The organism is Endozoicomonas sp. (genome assembly GCF_031844845.1).
In the GTDB taxonomy this organism is placed as follows: Bacteria; Pseudomonadota; Gammaproteobacteria; order Pseudomonadales; family Endozoicomonadaceae; genus Endozoicomonas.
On the sequence record NZ_JAVRMB020000324.1, the window covers coordinates 1 to 3,882 of the forward strand.

Consider the following 3,882-nt stretch of genomic DNA (forward strand, 5'->3'; position numbering starts at 1 on the left):
CTGACGACCAGGTTCTTTTCAGCCATAGAACCAATGGCTATTTAACTCAGGTCAGCACTGGATCTCGCAGGTTCCTGAGAAATCCATCCTGTACCTTTGCCCCGGTCTCAGACTCCGGCCGGACTGATTCTGTCTCACCGAATCGACATTTCAGTGCGGACCCCATCTCCCAAACAATGAAGCCTCCAGCGAAACGAATATTTCGGAGCTCAATCCCGCGGATTTAATACCTGCTGTTTACGCTTCACAACCAGGGTTACCCCTGGCTATGCAAAACTCGCTACCGGCTGATGGTTAATCTTTACCGGGTGGGAGTCGAACCCACTGGATTTCAACGAATGATTTCAGTTCATAAAACCTCCCACATTCTCAGGCTTAGCCTGTCGCAAGAAAGACCTGACCCTGATTTTCCTTCAGCAGTATAGGCTCGGTTTTTTTAATAACAAATCGTTAACATTAAATAACCTGACATAAAAATCATGAAAAATAAAGAACCGCTAACAATTAAATCCTTATGCAAAAAACTAATTGAGTTTGATCTACACAACTTGCCTAAATATGCCAAAAACTCCATGGAATATGCCAAAGACTCCATGTTGTATTTTGCTGCTTTTGGTGCTTTTTTATTGTTGTGCTTTTTTATATGGGAGGAGGTTGACCTAGCATACAAAGATCTAGAAGAGCAAAACAATGTGAACGCTCTCAACAACGCCTTGATTAGAGCAAAAGAAGTATATTTTCGTGAAAGAGAATGTATATTACTAGCAGATCAGTCTGGGCTTAATATAGATGATATTGAATATCATATTAAATTCAAAGAATGCTACAAAGGAAGCGCGCTTTCAGATGTAAGTGTTGCTGTGATGAAAGCAGGCTGGAATGATCCCATGTCAAGAAGTTTACGAAAAAGCAACGGATATTGGTTTAGATATAATCCTGGCAGCTCAGAGCCAACTTCATGCCATGATGATGGCAATTTTTTTTCGTGTAGATAAGACGCGAAAATTGGGTCAAAGAATCGGTGTCAAAAAAAACCGAAAAAACAGGGTCAAAAAATCAGAGTCAGGTCTTTCATTGTGCATTGTCCATGTCGTTCGCTGATCCGTTCTGAAAGCTGAGAGCAGTTCTTTTATTTTGGATAGACAACAGCTACTTCGGATAAAGCTGGAATAGTTTGCTGCTTCAATTTCAAACGATAGTGGATATGCAAAATTCCTACAAAACTGGGGTCAGGTCTTGCTTTTTGAAAGTCATTAGTCGTTTAAAATGTCAGTTAGAAAATCAGTGCCGTTGGTTATTCAAGAAGAAAGACCTGACCCCAGTTTTTAAGCAGAGCAACTCCAGATTGATGAATATGCGCAAAAGTACCGAGAGCGATTACAGGATATCAGCTGGTTTATGCGCTGCCTGAACGAGCATCTGGCCCGGGAAGCCAACAGGGAAGATAAGTGTAAAGGCCGCTTCTGGGAAGGTCGCTTTAAAAGCCAGGCATTACTGGATGAAGCCGCCCTGCTCACCTGCATGGCTTATGTAGACCTTAACCCGATCAGGGCAAAGATGGCCGACACGCCGGAAGCCTCTGACTACACCTCCATCCAGCAACGAATAACGCCCCCTGTAGAGGATCTCACGGATAAGAAAACCGGTCTGCCGCTCAAACCTCTGCGATTATCAGGGCAAAACCCCGATGAGGCCATTCCGTTTAGTCGGCAACACTACTTTGAGTTAGTGGACTGGAGTGGGAGAATTCTCAAACCCGGCAAGCGGGGAGCCATTTCCGGGGATACACCACCCATTCTGTCCCGCCTGGGAATAGACGAAAAAGAATGGCTCAAAACCATAAGCTGGAATAACCGCTTCCGACGTGCCATTGGTAAATTGGCGGCAATGCAAGCCTTCGCTAAAAAGCAAGGACAAAACTGGTTTCAGGGTATGCATGCCTGCCGTTGTTTGTATTCTGAAGCATCGTTGTAAAACTGAGTTTTTGTAAGCCTGATTTACTAAACCGCTATTCGTGCTTGCATCTTGCATGGTGGTGCAGGGTCAGCCTTTGCCAGCCAGAAGCATGCCGTTAGTTTTGTACTCAAAAGTCCGATCTTCCGAAAATATTATTCTTATATCCCTTCCTGCTTGAGTTCCGAAATAATTAATACTGATCAATTTGTCAGTTTTTATATCGAACCACTATTTTATTCAGTCTGTAATTTTTTGGGTGTCTTATTTCTTATCTGGTCGTCCTATTTCTTTTCTTTGGTGTCCTATTTCTTGCTATTTCTTGGCCATCCCCGTACCAACGGAAGGCGTTGATACATGCCGATTAAACAGGGTCAATTTCCTGCTGAATCAGGATATCAATACTGTCGTCTGCTTTCATGCTGTTACAAAACGATAACCAACGTTCCTGAAATTGAGGATAACCCGAGCTTTGATTCTTTAAACCATCCATAACATAAGCATCTGAAAACAAAGCACTTACCTTTTTATCTTTAAAAGTATTATTGCTGAGTGTTGCAATAAAATCAGTATTGTCTTCACTGGTAATGGTTATTTTTAACCTTATCCTATTATAAGAATATTCTGCCTGAGCTATCAGCGCCTTATTCAGCTTTGGATCTTCAAATGCACGGGCAAATAGTTCGGATGAAAGTTTGGTCTTTTTTCTGGTTGAGGCCGACACCGGTGAATCGTTCGTGATTTTTCGTTTTTGACACACTGAATGGCCTGTGATCGGGGAACGCCACCGTAACGGAGTAAAAGGGTGGTTGATGCAAACTATTCCAGAATCAAAATCTTTGATGTCAACTGGAGAAGAAAATATGTACATAGTCGACTCGTTGCAGATATTGGAAAAGCCATAAGATTTAAACACATATTTCTGCACACTATTAATTTCAGAAAGCTTTGCTGAGCTCAAGTATCGACGGATAAGGCTGAGTGTAGCGCCCTCTCTGGTTGAATTTATCTCTTCTTCATTACCCGTATCCACAGGTAATTCTGGCTGCCCAGTTTTACGCACTTTCCCGCATTTGGCGTTATCATCCGTAACATACGCATACATTACGCAATTATTTCCTGTTACAGGCCCGGCATGAAGGCACGGGGTTTTTTTAAAACCCAAAGCGACAATAACTTCAGAACCATCCTGTAAAGTAAATACTACCGGATCCCCCACGTAGGGAAGCGGGCCTGTCAATTCACTTTTTTTAATGTGGATTTTATAACCCCCGTTAGCCCAAAAAGTTGATTGAATCAGTGCGGGTTCGTGACAGCTGGGACAGATGACGCCGGGTCTACGGTTATTTATGCTATTTATCTCATTTATATCATTTATGTTATTTAGTTTTTTTTCGTAACATTGTTTATGAATTTTATGCCCACACGGAATGTCAACAGTTCTGTCTGACAGATTAACAGGCTGCAAGCAAACATTGCACGTCCCGCCATTCTGTACCTGACCGGACAGATAAGGCGTGGCACTACCATCAATCATACTCGGCCCCTCCTTCATCGCCTGCTTAGGGGAACCCTCACTAGCTGAAACAGATTTACAACGTGGAGAGTGGCTTGAAATATTAGTATCCATGTTACTTATGATAGGCATTATACCAAAAGGTTCACGGAGACCAGTCAGTCGTCAGTCGTCAAAAAAAAAAAATAGAAAAAAATAGGACACCCATGAAAAAAAATAGGACACCCATAAACTGGACTTTCCAAGTATCTATTCTACTTTTCTCCTGAACCCATTTTATTCCTGACAGGAGAACCCATGACCAGCCCACGGCGAAATCTGATCGATACGGCGAGTACACGCTACTACCATTGTGTCGCTCGCTGTGTTCGCCGGGCGTGGCTTTGCGGTCAGGATCACCTTTCGGGAAACAA

The 3,882-nt window shown here is 42.8% G+C and carries 3 protein-coding genes; 2 read left to right on the forward strand and 1 reads right to left on the reverse strand.

The annotated features are described in order from the left end of the window. The first annotated feature begins 479 nt into the window (after positions 1-479). Positions 480-995 (forward strand): hypothetical protein, encoded by a 516-nt coding sequence (locus RM811_RS18060; protein WP_402527102.1) that lies wholly within the window; start codon positions 480-482, stop codon positions 993-995. 403 nt (positions 996-1,398) lie between these two features. After that, a complete protein-coding gene (locus RM811_RS18065) occupies positions 1,399-1,974 on the forward strand; it encodes a transposase (RefSeq protein ID WP_402527104.1) in 576 nt (191 codons plus the stop codon). Positions 1,975-2,317: 343 nt separating this feature from the next. Here RM811_RS18065 and RM811_RS18070 read toward each other — a convergent pair whose 3' ends face one another. Then, complete coding sequence (locus tag RM811_RS18070) at positions 2,318-3,490, reverse strand: RING finger protein (protein WP_402527106.1); 1,173 nt, start codon at positions 3,488-3,490, stop codon at positions 2,318-2,320. Between the last annotated feature and the right edge of the window lie 392 nt (positions 3,491-3,882).